Below are 20670 nucleotides of genomic sequence, written 5' to 3' on the forward strand. Positions count from 1 at the left end.
ATGTTCGGCATCAGTTTCAGCGAGCTGCTGCTCGTAGGCCTGGTCGCCCTGCTGGTGCTCGGCCCCGAGCGCCTGCCGGGTGCTGCGCGCACGGCAGGCCTGTGGATTGGCCGGCTCAAGCGCAGCTTCAACAGCATCAAGATGGAAGTGGAGCGCGAAATCGGCGCCGATGACATCCGCCGCCAGCTGCACAATGAGCACATCCTGCAGATGGAAGAGCAAGCCAAGCGCATCCTTAACCCGATGGCACCACCGGCGCAGCCGCCTGTAACCACGGCCAGTGTGCAGCCACCCGTCGGGCTCGAAGCCAGGCCAGTCGAAACACCGGCCGCCCCAGCCACGCCTTCTGAAGCGCCTCAACCGCCGCGAGCCCCATGAGCGAAAACCCGGAACATGACCAGCCGATGCCGCTGGTATCGCACCTGACCGAACTGCGCACCCGCCTGTTGCGTTGCGTTGCCGTCATTTTCCTGATCTTTGCCGGGCTGTTCTCCTTCGCCCAGCAGATCTACACCCTGGTCTCCGCGCCGCTGCGCGAGCACTTGCCGGCCAATGCGACGATGATCGCCACCGACGTGGCCTCACCGTTCCTCACGCCGTTCAAGCTGACCATGATCGTGTCGCTGTTCCTGGCCATTCCGTTCATCCTCCAGCAAATCTGGGGCTTCGTTGCGCCTGGGCTGTACCGCCATGAAAAGCGCATCGCCATTCCATTGCTGGTGTCGAGCATCTTGCTGTTCTATGCCGGCATGGCGTTCGCCTATTTCCTAGTGTTTCCGCTGATGTTCAGCTTCTTCGCCGCCGCCACCCCAGAAGGCGTGTCGATGATGACCGACATCGCCAGTTACCTCGACTTCGTGATGACGCTGTTCTTCGCCTTCGGCGTAGCCTTTGAAATCCCGGTGGCGGTGGTATTGCTGGTATGGATCGGCGTAGTCGACGTGAAGTACCTGAAGAAGGTTCGCCCTTACGTCATCATCGGCTGCTTCGTGGTCGGCATGATCCTCACCCCGCCGGACATCTTCTCCCAGACCCTCCTCGCCGTTCCTATGTGGCTGTTGTTCGAGATTGGAGTGCTGTGCGGCAGCCTGATCCGCAAGCGCAGTGCCCACGATGAAACCGCCGACGACCACAACGACCAGCCACCAGCGACCCAACCGTGAACCTGTTGCTCCTTGAAGAGGCCGACTTCGTCTCGGCCGACCGCGTCGTTCTCACTGACCGGCGTTTTACCCACATGCAGGAAATCCACCGCGTGCTGGTCGGCGACAACTTGCGCGTGGGCCGCATCAACGGCCTGATGGGCAAGGCCACGGTGCTGCGCCTGGACAAGCACGAAGCCGAACTGCAAGTCGCCTTCGACCAGCAGCCACCGGCCAAGTTGCCGCTGACCCTGGTGCTGGCGGTGCCGCGGCCAAAAATGCTGCGTCGGCTGTTCCAGACCGTGGCCACCCTGGGGGTGCCGCGGTTGATCCTGCTGAACAGCTACAAGGTTGAGAAGAGCTTCTGGCAAACGCCATTCCTGCACCCCGACAGCGTGCGCGATAACCTCATCCTTGGGCTGGAGCAGGCGCGCGACACGGTGCTGCCCGAGGTGCTCATCGAAAAGCGCTTCAAGCCTTTCGTCGAAGACCGCCTGCCCGCCATAGCTGCAGGCACGCTGGGCCTGGTAGGCCACCCCGGCCCCTACCCCGCCTGCCCGCGCGCTGTGCAGCAGCCCGTGACCCTGGCCATTGGCCCCGAGGGCGGCTGGATCCCCTACGAAGTTGACCTGCTGGGCAAGGCAGGCCTGGCGCCAGTGCAGCTGGGCGAGCGCATCCTGCGGGTGGAGACGGCGGTAACGGCGCTGCTTTCGCGTATTTTCTGACCTTAACGCCGCCTTTTTTGCCATCAAGTTTCCCGCCCCCAGGCCGATGGCCTTGGCAACACAACAGCTAATTGTGCTGCCAAGTCGCCGGGGAGTCGTACATGTATCAATGGTTCGCCCAATCGTTGGGCAATATGAGCGTCAATCGCAAACTGGGGCTGGGTTTCGGCCTGGTGCTGCTGTTGACCCTGGCCATCACCGTTGCCGGTTGGCTGGGCATGGACAGCATTATCGACCGTGGCGACAAACTCGGTAACATCTCGGTCATCCAGCAGTACACCCAGGAACTGCGCATCGCCCGCCAGCATTACGAGCGGCGCCGTGATGAAGCCTCGGTGGCGGAACTGGATAAAGCCCTGGCCAACCTCGACCGCCAGGTGCAGCTGATGCTCGGGCAGATCGAACACCCAGCCGACCGCCAGCGCCTGGAGCAACAGCGCGAGGCCGTGCACACCTACCAGCAGGCGTTCAACGTACTGAAGCAAGCCGGCCAGCGCCGCCAAGCCAGCCGTGACATGCTGGGCGACAGCGCCGACAAGGCCGTGGAGCTGGTCGAGCGGGTACAACGGGGCCTGCTGCAAAGTGGCGTTATCACTCAGTACCAGCACGCGGTAGCAGTCAGTGCCTTGTTGCAGCAGGCGCGCTTCCAGGTACGCGGCTACACCTACAGCGGCAATGCCGAATTCCAGCAAACGGCGCTGAAGGCCATCGACCAGGCCCTCACCGAGCTACGCGCGCTGCCGGCCAAGGTGGCTGCAGAGCATGCCGCTAGCCTGGACGATGCCGCCACCGCTATGGCCGGTTACCGCGATGCGGTCAGCCAGTTCGGTAACGCCCAGGCCGCCAGTGATCAAGCCCTACAGCGCATGGCCGAGCAGGGCACTGTACTGCTGCAGACCAGCCAGGCGATGACCACTTCACAAACCGCGGTGCGCGACGCGGGGGCGGCCCAGGCCAAGACCCTGCTCGCCGCTGCCACTGCCCTGGCCCTGGCCCTGGGCCTGCTGGCGGCCTGGGCTATCACCCGGCAGATCATCATCCCACTGCGCCAGACCTTGCGCGCCGCAGAACGCGTGGCCAATGGCGACCTGACCCAGGACCTGCAGGTACAACGCCGCGACGAACTGGGCCAGTTGCAAGCCAGTATGCAGCGCATGACCCAGGGCCTGCGCGAACTGATCGGCGGCATCGGCGATGGCGTCACGCAAATCGCCAGCGCTGCCGAGGAACTGTCGGCGGTAACCGAGCAGACCAGTGCCGGGGTCAACAACCAGAAGGTCGAAACCGACCAAGTGGCAACCGCCATGAACCAGATGACCGCCACCGTGCACGAAGTGGCACGCAATGCCGAGCAAGCCTCGGAGGCCGCCTTGATGGCCGACCAGCAAGCCCGCGAAGGTGACCGCGTGGTAGGCGAAGCGGTGGCGCAGATCGAGCGCCTGGCCTGTGAAGTGGTCAACTCCAGCGAAGCGATGAACCAGCTCAAGGCCGAAAGCGACAAGATCGGTAGTGTGCTTGACGTGATCAAATCGGTGGCCCAGCAAACCAACCTGCTGGCCCTCAACGCTGCCATCGAAGCCGCCCGTGCCGGTGAGGCCGGGCGTGGCTTTGCCGTGGTGGCCGACGAAGTGCGTAGCCTGGCCCAGCGCACTCAGCAGTCGACCGAAGAGATCGAAGAGCTGATTGCCGGCCTGCAAAGCGGCACCCAGCGTGTAGCCAGTGTGATGGACAACAGCCGCCAGCTGACCGACAGCAGCGTCGAACTGACCCGCCGTGCCGGCAGCTCGTTGGAAACCATTACCCGGACGGTGTCGTCGATCCAGGCAATGAACCAGCAGATTGCCACTGCGGCAGAGGAACAAACGGCCGTGGCCGAAGAGATCAACCGCAGCGTGATGAACGTACGGGATATTTCTGACCAAACCTCGGCGGCCAGTGAAGAAACGGCCAGTTCCAGCGTGGAGCTGGCACGCCTGGGCACCCACTTGCAGGGGTTGGTGGGGCGGTTCAGGCTTTGATCTTTGGAAGTGGGCGCCTGAACTGGCCTCTTCGCGGGTAAACCCGCTCCTACCGGTACTGCGCAGGCTTTGAGCGTTGCGCAATACCGGTAAAATTTCCTACTTGTTGCAGTGAAATTTCCTACCTGATTATCAGGTCAAGTCCTACAGCTCCGCTGCCGATGGGCTGAGGTGTGATGCTGGCAATGCGCCCGCATCCCCTCTCTCAATTGCACGGAGACTCACCATGCTCGGCTACCTCAACCGCAAGCTTGGCAACATCAGTGTCGCGGCCAAGCTTGCCCTCGGCTTTGCCGTGGTCCTGCTGCTTACCCTGGCCACCACCGTTAGCGGCTGGCGTGCGCTGGATGGCGCCATTATCCGTTCAGAACAGCTCAGCGAAATCGGCCGGATCAATGACCTGACCAAAGACCTGCGCGCGGAACGTATCACCTACCGAGTGCTCAACGATGACGCCAGCAAGGCCCGTATCGCCACTGTCCTCGAACAACTGAACAGCATGCTGACCACCCTGCAGCAACGCAGCCATGTCGATGAATCACGCCAAATGCTGACCCAGAAGCTGGAACTGCTGCAGCGTCTGCGCAACGACTTCGCCGAACTGCAGCGTGCCGTCAGCGAGCGAGTTGCCCGCCGCGAGGCCATGCAGGCACAGGAAGAAAAGCTCGCGGCGGTCATCGACGAGTTGCAGACCCAAGCCCTGTTGAAAATGCCCGCCGACAGCCAGCAAGGCAGTGTGCTGGGGCTGATGGACACCCTCAGCAGGCATGTCGACAGCGCCAACCAACAAAGCCTGGTACCGGCCTACACCTTCTCGCCGATCGAAGGCTTCGCCAGCGTGGGCGACAGCGCACTGGATGCCGCTGACACTGCCCTCGGGCAATTGCTACGCGGCATTGCACCGCTGAACCTGCCACGGTCTGTGACCGAGCAACCGGGTATCGCGCTGAACAACTACCGAACGAGCCTGAAGCAGTATCGCAACAGTGCCATCCGCGTCGAACAGCTGCAAAGCAGCATGGAAAAAATGGGCGATGAACTGCGCGCCGTCAGCGTTGAGCTGAGCGAGCGCAAAATCGAGCAACGCGACAGCGAAGCCCTGGCCGCCCGCTCGCTGCTAACCAGCGTCGCCCTGCTGGCGCTGGCCGTGGGGGTGCTCGCCGGCTGGTTGATTACGTTGCAAATCACCCAACCCCTGCGCCAGACACTGGCCGTCGCCGCACGGATCGCCAAGGGCGACTTGAGCCAGGTCGAGCCCGTGCAACGCCGCGACGAAATGGGCCAGTTGCAGGCCAGTATGCGTGAGATGACCCTGAGCTTGCGCGAGCTAATCGGCGGCATCGACCAAGGCGTCGGCCACCTGACCCAGGCCGCCACGCAACTGGCAACTGCCAGCGAAGACACCAAGCTGCGCATTAACCTGCAGCGCGAAGAGACCGACCAGGTGGCCACCGCCATGAACCAGATGAGTGCGACGGTGCAAGAGGTGGCGCAAAACGCCGAGCAGGCCTCGTTCGCGGCAACCAATGCTGACCAGCAGGCCCAGGTGGGCGACCAGGTGGTGGCTGAAGCCATCGGCCGTATCGAGCAACTGGCCAGCCAAATGGACCATTGCTTGGCGGCCATGCAACACCTGGCCGGCGAGAGCCAGCGCATCGGCAGCATTCTCGATGTGATCAAGTCGGTGTCCGAGCAGACCAACCTGCTGGCGCTGAACGCGGCGATCGAAGCGGCACGGGCGGGTGAAGCCGGGCGCGGTTTTGCCGTGGTTGCCGATGAGGTTCGCGGTCTGGCCCAACGCACCTCGACGGCGACCGAGGAGATTGGCCAACTGATCGACAGCTTGCACCACGGTACCGACGAAGTGACCCGCTTACTGGATAGCAGCAAGAGCCTGACCGAGCAAAGCGTGGATCTAAGCCGCAGGGCTGGGCACGCGCTGAGCCAAATCACCGAAACGGTATCTAGCATCCAGGGCATGAACCAGCAAATCGCTACTGCCAGCGAAGAGCAGAGCGTGGTCGCCGAACAGATCAACCGAAGTGTGCTGAATGTGCGAGACGCTTCGGATCAGACCAGTGCGGCCAGTGAGCAGACGGCGGCTTCGAGTGGGGAGCTGGAGCAGCTGGGGCAGCAGTTGCGGGGGATGGTCGGGCGGTTCAGCATTTGAGATTGTCGGGGGCTGCTTTGCAGCCCTATCGCCGGCAAGAAAGCACAGAGGTCGAGATCTATGCAGTACCTGTGGGAGCTGCCGGCGAATGGGGCGCAAAGCGCCCCCAGCGGTTACAGCACCTGGCGCAGGAACGCCTGCGCACGCGGGTCTTTGGGCGAGGCAAAGAATGCAGCCGGGGCTGAGTCTTCCAGCAGTTTGCCATGGTCGAAGAACAGCACCCGGTCGGCTACTTCGCGGGCAAAGCCCATTTCGTGGGTAACGCAGACCATGGTCATGCCTTCCTGGGCCAGGGTCTTCATTACATCCAGCACCTCGCCGACCATTTCCGGGTCGAGCGCCGAGGTCGGCTCGTCGAACAGCATCACTTTCGGGTCCATGGCCAAGGCCCGGGCAATGGCTACCCGCTGCTGCTGGCCACCGGAAAGCCGCGACGGGAACTCGTTAGCTTTCTGCGCAATGCCGACCTTTTCCAGCAACGCCCGGGCCTTGGCTTCACGCTCGGCCTTGTTGCGCTTGCGCACCACCTTCTGCGCCAGGCACAGGTTTTCCAACACCGTCATGTGCGGGAACAGGTTGAAGTGCTGGAACACCATGCCGACTTCGCGGCGGTAGGCGTTAATGTCGGTTTTCGGGTCGGCCAACTGCAGGCCGTCGATGGCCACATGGCCTTGGTCGAAATGTTCCAGGCCGTTGAGGCAGCGCAGGAAGGTCGACTTGCCCGAACCCGATGGGCCGAGCACCACCACCACTTCGCCCTTGGCCACCTGGGTGGTGACGTTATCCACAGCCCGTACCACGTGGCCACGGGTGTCGAAGACTTTCAGCAGGTCACGGACTTCAATCACTTTGCGCAAGCCTCCGCTCGAGCCGGCTGGCAATGTGCGACAGCGGCAGGTTGATCAGCAGGTACAAGCCTGCCACGCAGAACCAGATCTCGAAGGTAGAGAACGAGGTGGTGATGGCCTCACGGCCGCTCTTGGTCAGCTCGGTGATGGCGATCACCGACACCAACGAGGTGTCCTTGACCAGGCTGATGAACTGGCCGGCCAACGGCGGCAGCACACGCTTGAAGGCCTGTGGCAGGATCACGTGGCGCATCGACTGGCCCGCGTTGAGGCCTAGCGAGCGGGCGGCTTCGTTCTGGCCCTTGGCGATCGATTGCACGCCAGCACGAACGATTTCGGCCACGTAGGCACCGGTGAACAGCGCCAGTGCGGCTACCCCGGCAAATTCGCGGGACAGGTTGAGCACGGTGCCGATGAAGAAGTAGAAGATGAAGATCTGTACCAGCAGCGGCGTGCCGCGTACAAGTTCAACATACACCGTCGACAGGTCGCGCAGGGTTGGGTTGTTCGATAACCGGCACAAGCCGGCGAACAGGCCGATCACCAGGCCGAAAGCCCCGGACACCACCGAAATCCACAAGGTGGTCCACAGGCCCCAAGCCAGCGGGCCAGCTGCCCAGTGCCGGGTAACGCCAATGGGGTCGCCTTCGGCAACATCGTCGCCGCGGCTCAATTGCAGGCTGTCCTTGGCCACATCGAGCACTTGCTCTGCACCGCTTTCGTCCTTCAGCGTAACGCGAGCGTTATCGCCGGAGATGACGATCTCCTGCACGCTACCGTAGCTGGCCGCGCGTTGGGTTTCCTCGGCCTTATAGGCGAAGTACTGGGGTACGCGGTTCCAGCGCCACTCGTAGGAAATCATCGAGGTGGCCATGTACAGGCTGAACGCCAGGCCCACCAGGACCAGGGCGGTCAGCCCATGCCATGGCCATTGGGCTTTCTTGTGTTTGATCACGTGGGGTACTTCCGTAAATGCGAACGCGCAGGGTTTGCCTGCGCGTCGAGGTCATAAAGCCGGGCTTGTGGCCTGGGCCTTACTCCATTTCCTTCAGCCAGTCCTTGTTCTTGAACCACTTGTCGTGAATACGATCGTAGGTCCCGTCGTGCTTGATCTGGTGCAGGAAGTTGTTGATGAAGTTGACGCTGTCGTAGTCGCCTTTCTTCAGGCCGAAGGCCAGCGGCTCGTAGGTGAAGGGTTCTTCGAGGAACAGCAGCTTGCCGGCGCCGGCTTTCTCTACGGCCACCACGTTGTAGGGCGCGTCGTAAACGAAGGCATCAGCCTTGCCGTTGACCACGTCCATCACCGCTTCCTGCTCGTTGTCGTAGCCGTGGTACTTGGCTTTGCCGATCAGCTTCTTGGAAACCATTTCGCCTGTGGTGCCGAGCTTGGAGGTCAGGCGGTACTTCTCGTTGTTCAGGTCCTTGTACGACTTGATCTCGCCCGCCAGTTCCTTGCGGATCAGCAGGGTCTGGCCGACCACGATGAAGGGTTCGCTGAAGTTCAGGCGCAGGTTGCGTTCCTGGGTCAGGGTCATGCCGCTGCCGATCATGTCGAACTTGTCGGTGAGCAGGGCCGGGATGATGCCGTCATAGGCGGTGGAAACTGCCTCGAACTTGACGCCCATGGACTTGGCCATGGCTTTGAGGATATCGACTTCAAAGCCGATGATCTCGCCACGCTTGTTGGTCATTTGGAACGGCATGTAGGTTGGGTCCATGCCCACCCGCAGGGTGCCGCGCTTGACCGCGTCATCGATGGCGCCCGCCTGAGCCGCCGTCACGGCGACCAGGGCGGTGACACCGACCAGCAGCCGTGAAAGGTATTTCTTGATCATCACCAAGTCCCCTAGCAAGAAAAGTAGCGAATCTTATTGTTGGCACGGCCGTACTGGCCGATGCGTCCTATCGGAGAGGGATGCTAACGCATGGCGGGCCGGGGACCTAGAGCCGGGGGGGACTTTGTTGGCCAAAATCGGGGGAAGGCGTTAAAAGCTTCGCGGGCAAGCCCGCTCCTACGGGGAATGTGTATCCCTGTAGGAGCGGGCTTGCCCGCGAATAGGCCGGGTCAGGCGCCGACGAGTGCCGGTTGGCCTTCATTCTCCGGGTGCAGCGGCAACAGCGGCGAATGCGGGTCGTTGTTGATCGACGCACGCCACACATCGATCCACGCCGCATTGTGCTGAGCCCACACTTGCTCGTGCAGGCGGCTCAGCGCCACCGGGTCGCTGAGCAGGGCCAGGCGAGTATTGAGGTCCAGCCCTTGCGGCCCAACCTCCATCGCCTTGGCCACACGCTCGGCACGCAGTGCCTCGATGGGTGCCGCCTGGCCATGACGGGCAGTGGCCATGGCGCAGGCCAAGGCGTTCTGCCGCGGGTCGACCACAGCCCGGACGAAGCCGTCATGCAGGGCATGCCAGCGGTTTTCGTGGGTGTACTGGTCGGTAGCCAGCAGCTCTTGCGGGGTAGCGTACTCCTCGGGGATGAGGAACAGCTTCTCGTCCTTGGCCGCCAGGCCCAGGCGAGTGCGGCTGGAAATCACCGAAACCGGAATCGACAGCACCAACGACCCCACAATGGGCGCCAGCCACCACAGGAAGCTCGGGTTCAGCCAGGCCACCAGCGCCGCCCAGGCAATACCCAGCAGGGTCTGCGGGCCATGCCGGCGCACGGCTTCGCTCCACGGCGTGGAGTCGTCGTCGCGCTGCGGCGAGTTCCAGGTCGCGGCCCAGCCGAGGAACGCGGCCAGCACGAAGCGGGTGTGGAAAATCATCCGCACCGGCGCCAGCAGCATGGAGAACAGCATCTCCATCAGCATCGACAGGGTGACCTTGATCCGCCCACCAAACTCGACGGCGCCCTTGGCCCAGATCAGGATGATGCTGAGCAGCTTGGGCAGGAACAGCAGCACGATGGTGGTGGAGAACAATGCCACCGCCTTCTCCGGGTGCCACTGCGGCCACAGCGGGTAAAGCTGGTATGGCTCGATGAAGTACTGCGGCTCCATCAGGGTGTTGGTCGCCAGCAGTGCAGTCGACAGCACCAGGAACAGGAACCACAGCGGCGCCGACAAGTACGACATAACCCCGGTGAGGAACACCGCACGGTGCACCGGGTGCATGCCCTTGACCAGGAACAGGCGGAAGTTCATCAGGTTGCCGTGGCACCAGCGGCGGTCGCGCTTGAGCTCGTCGAGCAGGTTGGGCGGCAACTCTTCATAACTGCCCGGCAGGTCGTAGGCAATCCACACGCCCCAGCCGGCGCGGCGCATCAGCGCGGCTTCGACGAAGTCGTGAGACAGGATTGCACCGGCGAACGCACCCTTACCTGGCAGCGGCGCCAGGGCGCAGTGCTCGATGAACGGCTTCATGCGGATGATCGCGTTGTGGCCCCAGTAGTGCGACTCGCCCAGCTGCCAGAAGTGCAGGCCGGCGGTGAACAACGGGCCGTACACGCGGGTGGCAAACTGCTGCATGCGCGCATACAGGGTATCCATGCCCGAAGCTTTCGGCCCGGTCTGGATGATACCGGCGTCCGGGTTGGCCTCCATCAAGCGCACCAGGCTGCTCAGGCACTCGCCGCTCATGACGCTGTCGGCGTCGAGCACCACCATGTACTTGTACTCCCCCCCCCAGCGACGGCAGAAGTCGTCGAGGTTGCCGCTCTTGCGCTTCACCCGGCGCCGGCGGCGGCGGTAGAAGATGCGGCCAAACCCTTTGGTTTCGCGGCACACGTCCAGCCAAGCCTGTTGCTCGGCCACGGCGATATCGGTGTCGTTGGTGTCGCTGAGCACGAAGAAATCGAAACGGTCGAGGTTGCCGCTGGCAGCCACCGACTCGAACGTTGCGCGCAAGCCGGCGAACACCCGCGGCACGTCTTCGTTGCAGATCGGCATCACCAGCGCGGTACGCGCCTCGGGCGCGATCGGCTCGTTGCCGGCGCTGCTACCCGAAATCTTGTATTTGTCCCGCCCGGTGAGCAGCTCGAGGAAGCCCATCAGTGCGGTCCAGAAGCCCGCCGACACCCAGCAGAACAGGATGCCGAAGAGAATCAGGATGGAAGTCTGCAGGGCATATGGCCACACCTGCACGACGGTGTCCCACAGCGGCTGGCGAAGGATTTCGTCCAAGTCGACGAACGACCAGCCCTGGTAAGGCAGGATGCCTTTCATGTACCAGCCGGCGACGATGGTCTGGCCGATCATCAGCGTCAGCAGGATGTACCGGCGGATCGAGCCAACCGTGCGCCAGCGTGCCGGCGGCAGCTCGCGCTTGGGTGGCTGCGGCGCATTGGGGCGGCCGGTCATGCGCCGCCACATGCGGATCAGCACGTTGGTGCGCCAAGGCTCGGGCACCACCTTGGTGCGCTTGATCGGCGGGGCGATCTTCAGGCACAGCCGACCACTGCCGTCGACGCCGAGCATCTCGGCGTCTTCCAGCTCGGCGGCGCTGCCCACGGTGAGGCGCGGGCCCACCGAGGCCTGTACGGCCTCGGCAGGGTTGGCGGCAGGGTTGGCCGCCAGGCGTTGGTGCAGCTCACTGAAGGACGAGCAGTTGGCGAGTTCTGCTCGCTGCTCGTCGCTCAGTGGTAAGTGAGCCAGGTACTCGCCAAGCGATACTGGCCTTGCGTTTGAGTTACTCATCGGCAGGCAACTGATAGCTCCAGGTCTCGGTCAGCACTTTCTCGGTGGTGGCCGGGGTCCCGTTGGTGGGTGCCGCATCGGCGGCAGGTTGTTCGGCCTTGGCGGCTTTCTCGGCCTTGGCATGCTTGGCTGCAGCTTTGTCCTGCTTGGCGTCCTGGGCAGGCTTGGCGGCTTCGACCGGTACATCACGCACCAGCGCGGCACGCATTTCGGTCGCTTTGTTGGCTTCCTTGATCTTCAGCCGCAGGGTCAGGCGCCAGCCCTTGCTCTCTGGGTTATAGCGCAGGTTGTTCTCGACCACCTCGGCGTTGTCGCCCACGCTGATCTGGCTGCGCACGGCAGTGTCTTCCGGCAGGGCGGCCAGCGCCGGGCCGGCGAAGTCGACCAGGAAGGCCACGCTGCCGTCTGGTTGGCGGATCAGGTTGGACTGTTTAACGTCGCCGGTGGAACGCAGGGTCTGCTTGACCCAGCCCAGCTCGGCGGCCTGGAACTTCGGCTCGTCGATGGTCCAGTGCAGGCGGTAGGCGTATTCGAACGGCTTGCCCGGCTCAGGCAGCTTCTCCGGGCTCCAGAAGGCCACGATATTATCGTTGGTCTCGTCGGCAGTCGGGATCTCGACCAGGTCGACAGTACCCTTGCCCCAGTCACCCTTCGGCTCGATCCAGGCGCTCGGGCGCTTCTGGTAGTTGTCATCGAGGTCTTCGTAGTCGCTGAAGGCACGCTGACGCTGCATCAGGCCGAAACCACGCGGGTTCTCGACGCTGAAGTTGCTCACCGCCAGGTGTTTCGGGTTGTTCAGCGGGCGCCACAGCCACTCGCCGTTGCCGGCGTGGATCGACAGGCCTTCGGAGTCGTGCAGGGCCGGGCGGTAGTTGAGGACCTTGGACGGCTGGTTGGGGCCGAACAGGTACATGCTGGTGAGCGGGGCAATGCCCAGGCGGCTGACCTGGTCACGCAGGAACACACGGGACTGCACATCGACCACGGTGTCGGCGCCTGGACGCAGGATGAGCTTGTAGGCGCCCGTGGAACGCGGCGAGTCCAGCAGGGCGTAGATCACCAGGTGCTTGTCGGCCGGCTTGGGCTTCTCGACCCAGAACTCGGTGAAGCGCGGGAACTCTTCGCCCGACGGCAGCGCGGTGTCAATGGCCAGGCCACGGGCCGACAAGCCGTATACGTGGCCCTTACCGACCACGCGGAAATAGCTGGCGCCAAGCAGGGTCATGATTTCATCCTGCTTGTCGGCCTTGTTGATCGGGTACAGCACGCGGAAACCGGCGTAACCCAGGTTCTTGGTGGTTTCCGGGTCGTGCGGCACGTCACCGAATTCGAAGCGGTTCGGGTCGTACTTGATTTCCTCGACCTTGGAGGCGGTGACCTCGTTGATCTTGACCGGGGTGTCGAAGTGCATGCCCTGGTGATAGAACGACAGCTTGAACGGGGTCTTGTCCTTGGCCCACTCGGCCTTTTCCTGCAGGAAATGAATCTTCTGGTAGTCCGCGAACTTCATGTCACGGAATACCGCCGGCAGGTTGCTTTTCGGTGCTTCGTACTTCTGGCCGGCCAGATCCTTTGCCTTGGCTGCAACATCGTCAAGATTGAATGCCCACAGCTGGCCCGCGCTCATCAGGCCGACCAGTGCCACACTGGCCGCCAGGACCTTGCGCAGCCCGGTGCCGGGGATTCTTGATGCTTTTTGGGGACTAACAATCACGAGCAACCCTCGCCGAAAACAGATCATGAAACCAACGGCCAGCGACAAATGCCGGGTTGGCGAGCACTGTTCGGACCCCGTGAGGGCGTAATGATTCCCCAAACGGTTCCAGACAATGCTCGAGTCAGAGTGAAACGAACCTGCGAACGCAGGTCCATGCAGCGCGCGATTATCCAGCAGGTCGCGTGACAACGCATCAGGCTGGAACAACTATTTATCGTACAAAACCCCTTGTTTTCGTACAAACAAGGGGTTTTTCGACCTCACATTTGTAACATAAATGTTACGGGGCCATCATTGACCAAGTGCACCTGCATGTCTGCGCCAAATCGCCCACTCGCCACATCGGTGTGCTGAGCCTTCGCTTGTTGCAAAAGATAATCGAACAACTCGGCGCCGAGGGCCGGTGGCGCTGCCGTCGAGAAGCTTGGGCGCATGCCATTGCGGGTGTCCGCTGCCAGGGTGAACTGGGAAACCAGCAACAAACCACCCCCGACATCCTTCAACGACAGGTTCATCTTACCCTGCTCATCGCTGAACACCCGGTAGTTCAACAGCTTGTGCAGCAGCTTATCGGCCTGTTCACGGGAATCTTCAGGTTCGACTGCCACCAGCACCAGCAAACCCTGGTCGATGGCACCGACCACCTCCCCCGCTACCTCCACCCGTGCGCAACGCACACGCTGCAACAGGCCCTTCATGCTTCTTCCAGGGGCAAGTCGAGCAGGCGCCGGGCCATCTGGTCGGCGGCACGCACCAAAGCATCGGTGATGCCGGGCTCGGAAGCCGCGTGGCCGGCGTCGCGGATCACTTTCAGTTCGCTATTCGGCCAGGCTTGGTGCAGCGCCCAGGCGTTGTCCAGCGGGCAGATCACATCATAGCGCCCGTGCACGATCACCGCCGGCAGGTGGGCGATTTTCGGCATGTCGCGGATCAGCTGGTCTGGCTCGAGGAAGGCATCGTTCATGAAGTAGTGGCATTCGATACGGGCGATCGACAGGGCCCGCTGCGGCTCAGAGAAGCGGTCGACCACCAGCGGGTTGGGGCGCAGGGTGGCGGTACGGCCTTCCCAGGTGGACCAGGCCTTGGCCGCGTGCATCTGGGCGATCTGGTCGTTGCCGGTCAGGCGCTTGTGGAAAGCCTTGACCAGGTCGCCCCGCTCCTCTGGCGGGATTGGTGCGATGTAGTCCTGCCAGTAGTCGGGGAACAGGCGACTGGCGCCTTCCTGGTAGAACCACTGGATCTCCTGCGGGCGGCACAGGAAGATACCGCGCAGGATCAGGCCATGCACCCGCTCAGGATGGGTCTGGGCATAGGCCAGCGCCAGGGTGGAGCCCCACGAGCCGCCGAACAACACCCACTTGTCTATCCCCAGGTGCTCGCGGATACGTTCCAGGTCCTCGACCAAGTGCCAGGTGGTGTTGTTCTCCAGGCTTGCGTGCGGCGTGGAGCGGCCACAGCCGCGCTGATCGAAGGTGATGATGCGATACAGCGTAGGGTCGAAATAGCAACGGCTCTGGGCATCGCAACCGGCGCCGGGGCCACCGTGGATGAACACCACCGGCAGACCTTCTGGCGAGCCGCTTTCGTCGACATACAGCACATGCGGCGCTTCCACGGCCAGATCGTGCCGGGCGTAGGGTTTGATCTGCGGGTACAGGGTCTGCATTGCGCACTCCGTGTGAGGATAAGTTCGGCCGTGGGCCATCATAAACCTGAATTGCGCTTTGAGCACCGTCCGCGCTGATGCGTCGGCCCGCAGAGGGCACACATATCTACCTCTTACCCCGCAGACAGGCCAGCGATAGTCCCGTGCCCCATACCAAGCAAGGGCTCCCGCCGTGCCAACTGCAATCACCACACCGCCTAGCATCCATTACGCCACCCTCGAGCGCAGGGTGCCTACCTGGCTGAAGCATGCCCCGACAGAAACCCTGCGCGCCCTGCGCAATGGGCAGCAGGCCCCGGCCTGGCTGACGACGGCGATCCAGCAACAGCCGGACATTGCGCGTGCATGGCAGGCAGAACATGCCCGCCACCGCGAACACCAGGCGCAGGTGCATACCCTGTTTGAACAGCTACCCGACCTGCAAACCTACGCTATCGAAGCCCTGAGCCAAGCCATTCAGCAGCAATTCGGGCTGGCCGTGGATGTGCGCAGTACCTATTTGGTCGACCCGCGCCTGATCGACACCAGCAACGCCATCGACAGCCGCCAGGCCGTCGACCGAGCTACCCGCTCGCTGCTGCACTGCGCCCTGCACAATTTCGACCAGGATGCCGCTGCCGAGCATGGCATGGACGCGCCCGAGGCCCCACTGAAAAAGCCCGCCATCCTCGATCACCGGCGCTTCATGGGCACCGTCCCCATCACCAACGCAGTGGATATTCCTGCCGAGGCATTTGCCGGCTTATGCCGCACGCTAGACATCGGTGGCAATTACCATGATTTGCTCCATGCCATCTATTACCCGCCAGCCACGCCGCAGCTCAGTGCCGACGAAGCCGCTTTGGCCGTTTACCGGACGCTGGGCCAAGCCGAGGTTTCGGCGTTCAAGCAAGCCCTGCATTTCGCCCGCCTCAAGGGCGACATCAGCGAAACGCTGTACAGCGCCGCCCTGGCCGCGCCACTCGAGCAGGCCCCAGCAGCCAACGCGCAGGTAACGTTCAGTGCGCTCCACTTGTGGGAGGCCGAACTGACCGGCGTCGTGCTCGTCACACTGCACAGCGATGGGCTTCAGGCAGTGGCCCTGTATATCCCGGAAGACGATACGCTGCCGCTCAAGGAGTTCCCTGACCACGTAACGCTGCAGGCCGGGTTGCGCGACCGGCTGCTGGCCGACATAGGCTACCTGGACAAACACATCGCCGACCGCGACAAGGCGACGATAATCGCCCGCCTCGAAGAGCGGCTAATGCCTTTCGGCTGGAGCCCCCGCGGCGTGCATGAGCGCGTCCCGGACCCACATGCCACGCTGCATCCGGTCGCACAGCCGTTCAGTCACGCGTTTCAGGGGCACATGGCGTTTCAGAAAGCCCAACGCCACGAACAAGATGTGCTGTTTCACGCCACGCCAACCGAAATCGTCGACCGGCGTACCGCCCAGGCCCACCGCGAGCTAATGGCCAGCCGCGCGCTGACGGCCCTGAACATAGCCGGTTTCTTCGTGCCAGGGCTGGGCGAGGCGATGCTCGCCGTGTGCGTAGCCCAACTGGCCCATGAAGTGTACGAGGGCATCGAAGCCTGGGAAAACGACGAGCGCGATACCGCCTACGGCTACCTGGTCGATGTGATCGAAAACGTGGCGATCATGGCAGCCCTCAGCGCCGCGGCTAAAGCACTGAAAGCAGGGGGCGGCGAAGTGGGTGGCGCGGTGGAAGGCCCTGACCCAGAAGCTGCGGAGGTGGAAGAGCCGGAAATCGAGCGAATTCCAGTGGAAACGCCCTCTTTCATCGAGGAACTGGAAGACATCGAAATGCCCGATGGCCAGGTCTGCTTGTGGAAAGCCAACCTTACCCCCTACCAGAGCCACGAGGTGCTGCCTGACGACCTTGAACCGGACGCGCTGGGCCTTCGCCACCACCAAGGCAGACAATGGCTGGTGCTGGAAGGCAATCAGTACATCGTCGAACAGGCGCCAAGCACCGGCGAGTACCGCCTGCAACACCCGCAAAACCCTCGCCGCTACACACCGCCAGTGCGGCATAACGGTGCCGGCGCCTGGCTACACGTTACCGATAAGCCGCTGAGTTGGTCGGGCATGGCACTGCTGCGTCGCATGGGCCACTTGAGCGCGCACTTCGACGAGCCGACGTTGCAACGGATGCTCGCCATCAGCGGCACCGACGAAGACGTGCTGCGCCGTGCCCTAGCTGAAAGCCAACGGCTGCCAGCCTTGCTGGACGACACCTTGCAACGCTTCAAGTTGGACGAAACGATCCGCCAACTGCCTGAGGCAAGCACCCGGCCAGCCGCGTACTCTCGGGCTTACGCTAGCTTGCCGAGCAACCTGGCGCCGGGGGCCGAAGCGATCCTGCAGCGGTACCCGAAGCTTCCGCGCGCTGTCGCCAATGAGCTCGCTCGCGGCGTTAGCACCCGCGAACGGCAGATGCTCGGCAGCGGCAAGGTGCCGCTGCGCCTTGGCGAGGAAGTCCGCATCTACCAGCAACAGATCCGCCTTGCCCGTGCCTATGAGGGGCTGTACCTGTCCAGCGTGCCAAACTGGGACAGCGACCGGTTGATCGTGCACACGCTCGAGCGCCTGCCAGGCTGGCCCGCCGCGACCAAGCTGCGGCTGTTGCAGCGCCTGGGCTGGCCTGCCCAGGAACATTGCATCGGCCCACTGGACGCTCGCCCGTACACGTCCATCACCCATGCCCGCGCTGGCTACATCGTTCACAATGAAAGCCTGGCCAGTGCTGCGGTCACAGCCTACCCAAGCCTCTATACCGCACTGTACGAGGCGCTACCGGCGGCAATGGAACAACTGCAAGTCACCGCCCCGGGGGCGCTGCAGTTACGCGTACAGGAAAGCCCGTTGCTGCCCCGGGTGCAGTTGCGGAAGGTGCTGGGCATGCAGCCCATACGCCCAGGCTACCGTTCGCCCATGCGCCTTGCCGATGGCCGCCTGGGTTATCCGCTTAGTGGTGGTGGCCCGGCGACCCAAGGCGTCACCCGCCAGACCCTGCTCGATGCCGTTGAACGCACCGGGCTTGCCGCGCGTACCGGCCGGACGGCAGACCAGGTGTTGATGGCGCTTGCCAGCGGCGGTCGTAACCAGTTGCAGATACTCGAACATTTACAGGCACTGCTGGAGCGGCGCAACGAGCTGCAAAGCAGGCTGGACGATTGGAGCGAGGCCATCTCACCGGCAACCGACCAGGCGGCCCGCGACTATGACAGCCTGCGCGATTCGATCATGCAGCACTGGTACGACACCGCCTTGGATGAAACCACGCAGCATCCAGCGGAGCTACGGGTAGCCCGCGTGCCACTGGCTGACATTCCACTGACTTTGCCGGACTTCTTTAACACCCGTGTGCGCAGCCTTAGCCTGGTCGACCTGCCATCAACAACGCTTGCAGGCTGGGCGCAAAACGAACGCCTGCTGCAGCGCCTGCTCAGGCAGATGCCGCAGCTCGAATCGCTGGAAATCAGCCGGCCATATGACCCCAGGGCCACGCCGTCGTCCTTCCTGTTCAGCGTGCCTACCATTACCGAGCAACTGCCAGGCCTGCAACGGCTGGTGATCACCAACCAGAACATGGCGCTTTCCGACAGCGACCTGAACCTGTTGGCAGGGCTCCGCCAATTGAGATACCTGGACCTGAGTGGTAACCGACTGGCGCAGAGCAACAGCCCAAGTTTCCATGAATTGACCCTGGATTACCTGGGCCTGGACCACATGCAACTGACCCAATGGCCCATCGGGATTGGCAGCGATGCCCTGGCGCGTATCACCCATCTGTCGTTGCGCCACAACAATCTCCGGTCGTTGCCCTCGTTCCTGCTTCATGAAGCCGACACGCTGGCCACCCCACCGGTGATCTCCCTGGAAGGCAATAGCATCAATGAAACCCACCTGCAGCGCTTGCTGCTGAATGAGCGCGTTGACACGTCTGGCATCACCACGGACCAGCCCGCGGCACTTTCTGAACAGCTGGCACGCATTCGCGATGAGCGCCAACAGATGCGTGATGCGATCGATGGCTGGGCCCAGGCATCCAGTTCAAGCAACCCATTGACCCAGGCAGCACTGGCGGACCGGCAGCGTATCGAGTCGGCGATCAGCCAATTCTGGGACCAACAGGAGCAGGGCCAGTCCTACCTGCGCCTGCAACTCGAAGACGTGGCCATCGAGCATTTCCCCAGGCGGCTGCCCGCGTTCTTCGGCCCGCGCGTGCGTGCAATGACCTTGACGCGACTACGGGGCAGCGCCTCACAACTTGACGAACTGCTCAGCCGGTTCCCCAACATCACTCGGTTGACCATCGATGCGCACCAGGCCGCCACCCCTTCGCTGGCATCCGCCTTGGCTCGCCTTGCGCAACTCACCTACCTGGAGTTTCGCAACATGGGGCTGGAAGTCGACCAGGCCATGCTAGACATTTTCGCAAGGCTGCCACAGCTGAACTCGCTGGACCTGTCCGGCAACCGGATGGGCAGCATCAACCAAGTACCCACGTCGCTGTCGAGCAACCTGCAGTCACTTGCGCTGACCAACATGAACCTGCAAGCCTGGCCGAGCTGGTGCGACAGCTTGCTGCCACTGGAGCTGCTGGACCTGAGTGCCAACAACATCAGCCAATTACCCGAGCACATCCTGTCGAACTTGAACAACGCCATGCCAATTTCGTCGATCGCCTTGTTCGACAACCCGCTGCCGGACGAAACCATTCTGCGCGTACGCGCATTTTCGGACAGCCAGCACAGCTACTCCTTCGCCCTGGATATCCCCGACAACCTGATGTTCGTCGATTCTTCGAGCGAAGGGTCACTCGACCACCCGCACTTTCCGCTGTTGGGTGACGACACGCCCAGGCTGGAAGACTGGATGCTTGGCAACGGCGCGCAGAACGAGGCCTTGCAGGCCTGCTGGGAAAGGCTCGAAGGTAGCGACTTGTTGCGCCTGGTGGGCCGTCTGCACAATGCCGCGCCATTCGTCGACCCCAATACCCGGGCCAGCTTCTGCGAGCGGGTACGCCTGATGCTGGTGGCAGCAGCCAATAGCGAAACAGACCGCCCAATCATGGAGAGCATCGCCATCGAAGCCTTGCCCGACCCGGAAACCGGCTCGCAGACCTGTCACGATGGCGCATTGCAGGAGTTCAACAACATTGAACTGTACCTGATGAGCCAGCGCCTGCTGATCGACGCTGGCGATACCCTGCAAGCACTGCGACGGCGCCTGTTGCAGCTGTTTCGTATTGAACAGCTGGAGACACTGGCCAACCAGCGGACTGGCTCAGGTGACCGGGTCTCGGTGCGCCTAGCCTACCGGCGCGAACTGGCGAAGGAACTGGACCTGCCGATCGCCGACAGCATGCGTTTTCGCGGGGCCGCAAACCTGGCGCGCGATGAGTTGTCCAGTGTGCTGGAAAAGGTCCGCAAAAGTGAACTGAGCGATGTACTCGTCGACTACATGCTGGCGAATACGGACTGGACCACGCGCCTGCGCGTCGAATATGCCGACCGCTTTGCCGAAATAGAAGCGCGCTTCCGTTTGCGGGTGCTCGAGCTGGCCAGCAAGGATCACTCGCTCCAGGACGAGCTGAATTTGCAGCAGGGCTTGCAAATGGACAAGGACCAAGAAGAGCAGGAGCTACTGCGCGAACTCACCATCGCGCAGGTCAACAAACACTGAGCCTAATGGATGGCGACGCGGATGACCTGCATCGCGTCGCCACTTTGATG

General features: G+C 62.7%; 13 protein-coding genes and 2 pseudogenes. 8 read left to right on the forward strand and 7 right to left on the reverse strand.

The window, feature by feature from the left end:
- From tatB to DV532_RS31295, 7 genes and pseudogenes are all read left to right on the forward strand, one after another.
- Entirely contained in the window at positions 1 to 378 is a 378-nt protein-coding gene (gene tatB, locus DV532_RS23140) for a Sec-independent protein translocase protein TatB (protein ID WP_056794485.1), read from the forward strand.
- Positions 375 to 1163, forward strand: coding sequence for a twin-arginine translocase subunit TatC (tatC, locus tag DV532_RS23145; protein WP_056794480.1), 789 nt, complete (start codon positions 375 to 377; stop codon positions 1161 to 1163). Before tatB ends, tatC begins: the two co-directional genes overlap by 4 nt.
- A complete protein-coding gene (locus DV532_RS23150; protein ID WP_056794478.1) occupies positions 1160 to 1867 on the forward strand; it encodes a 16S rRNA (uracil(1498)-N(3))-methyltransferase in 708 nt (235 codons plus the stop codon). Before tatC ends, DV532_RS23150 begins: the two co-directional genes overlap by 4 nt.
- 218 nt (positions 1868 to 2085) lie before the next feature.
- Positions 2086 to 3030 (forward strand): annotated as a pseudogene (locus tag DV532_RS31280) (methyl-accepting chemotaxis protein); the annotation flags it as partial.
- A gap of 141 nt (positions 3031 to 3171) precedes the next feature.
- On the forward strand, positions 3172 to 3885 hold the full coding sequence (locus DV532_RS31285) for a methyl-accepting chemotaxis protein (protein WP_372340012.1): 714 nt from the start codon (positions 3172 to 3174) through the stop codon (positions 3883 to 3885).
- Between the two features lie 226 nt (positions 3886 to 4111).
- A pseudogene (locus DV532_RS31290) lies at positions 4112 to 5200 on the forward strand (methyl-accepting chemotaxis protein); the annotation flags it as partial.
- A 150-nt stretch (positions 5201 to 5350) separates the two neighbouring features.
- Positions 5351 to 6055, forward strand: coding sequence for a methyl-accepting chemotaxis protein (locus DV532_RS31295; protein ID WP_372340013.1), 705 nt, complete (start codon positions 5351 to 5353; stop codon positions 6053 to 6055).
- A gap of 113 nt (positions 6056 to 6168) precedes the next feature.
- Here the strand turns inward: DV532_RS31295 and DV532_RS23165 are convergent, their stop codons facing one another.
- From DV532_RS23165 to pip, 7 genes are all read right to left on the reverse strand, one after another.
- On the reverse strand, positions 6169 to 6903 hold the full coding sequence (locus DV532_RS23165) for an amino acid ABC transporter ATP-binding protein (RefSeq protein WP_056796640.1): 735 nt from the start codon (positions 6901 to 6903) through the stop codon (positions 6169 to 6171).
- Positions 6896 to 7858, reverse strand: coding sequence for an amino acid ABC transporter permease (locus DV532_RS23170; protein ID WP_056794472.1), 963 nt, complete (start codon positions 7856 to 7858; stop codon positions 6896 to 6898). Before DV532_RS23170 ends, DV532_RS23165 begins: the two co-directional genes overlap by 8 nt.
- Before the next feature lie 79 nt (positions 7859 to 7937).
- Positions 7938 to 8735: a transporter substrate-binding domain-containing protein gene (locus tag DV532_RS23175; protein WP_056796637.1), complete on the reverse strand. Its 798-nt coding sequence runs from the start codon at positions 8733 to 8735 to the stop codon at positions 7938 to 7940.
- Positions 8736 to 8968: 233 nt separating this feature from the next.
- Entirely contained in the window at positions 8969 to 11542 is a 2574-nt protein-coding gene (gene mdoH / locus DV532_RS23180; RefSeq protein ID WP_056794470.1) for a glucans biosynthesis glucosyltransferase MdoH, read from the reverse strand.
- Entirely contained in the window at positions 11535 to 13169 is a 1635-nt protein-coding gene (locus DV532_RS23185; RefSeq protein ID WP_120715392.1) for a glucan biosynthesis protein G, read from the reverse strand. Before DV532_RS23185 ends, mdoH begins: the two co-directional genes overlap by 8 nt.
- Before the next feature lie 350 nt (positions 13170 to 13519).
- Positions 13520 to 13957 (reverse strand): D-aminoacyl-tRNA deacylase, encoded by a 438-nt coding sequence (dtd, locus tag DV532_RS23190; protein ID WP_056794467.1) that lies wholly within the window; start codon positions 13955 to 13957, stop codon positions 13520 to 13522.
- Positions 13954 to 14925, reverse strand: a complete 972-nt coding sequence (gene pip / locus DV532_RS23195; protein ID WP_056794465.1) for a prolyl aminopeptidase — start codon at positions 14923 to 14925, stop codon at positions 13954 to 13956. Before pip ends, dtd begins: the two co-directional genes overlap by 4 nt.
- Positions 14926 to 15097: 172 nt before the next feature.
- Between pip and DV532_RS23200 the strand changes: the two genes are divergently transcribed.
- Positions 15098 to 20620 (forward strand): dermonecrotic toxin domain-containing protein, encoded by a 5523-nt coding sequence (locus tag DV532_RS23200; RefSeq protein WP_236707469.1) that lies wholly within the window; start codon positions 15098 to 15100, stop codon positions 20618 to 20620.
- The last annotated feature ends 50 nt before the right edge of the window (positions 20621 to 20670 follow it).

The organism is Pseudomonas sp. Leaf58 (assembly GCF_003627215.1).
Classification (GTDB): domain Bacteria; phylum Pseudomonadota; class Gammaproteobacteria; order Pseudomonadales; family Pseudomonadaceae; genus Aquipseudomonas.